Source organism: Bartonella sp. TT67HLJMS, from assembly GCF_042193375.1.
Taxonomy (GTDB): Bacteria; Pseudomonadota; Alphaproteobacteria; order Rhizobiales; family Rhizobiaceae; genus Bartonella; species Bartonella grahamii.
Genome location: NZ_JBHILP010000045.1, coordinates 502 through 789 on the forward strand (window position 1 = coordinate 502; position 288 = coordinate 789).

At 35.8% G+C, this 288-nt stretch carries 1 protein-coding gene; it reads right to left on the reverse strand.

Annotated features, from left to right (window positions below; all coding sequences use genetic code 11):
• Nucleotides 1-288, reverse strand: a 288-nt coding sequence (locus ACFIJQ_RS08875) for a hypothetical protein (RefSeq protein WP_375629980.1), incomplete at both ends; no start/stop codon positions are given.

A 288-nucleotide genomic window follows, 5' to 3' on the forward strand; every position in this document is an offset into this window, starting at 1 on the left:
ATAGCAGGGGGATTCTTTATCTCAGCAAGTTCAAGTTGATGATTTAAACTTGTGAAAGCACTTTTCACGCCAGAAAATGCATCCGCTACATTCTTAGAACTTTCCTTCTTAGAACTTTCCTTACCCGTAAGTGCAGTATCAAGTGCAGGTTGCGTTTGAAACTTAATATTAGGATTTAAATTTCTGAAGGAATCTTCATCCTTAGAACTTTCCCTACCCGCAAATGCAGTATTAAGTGCAAGTTGCATTTGAAACTTAATATTAGGATTTAAATTTTTGAAGGCATCT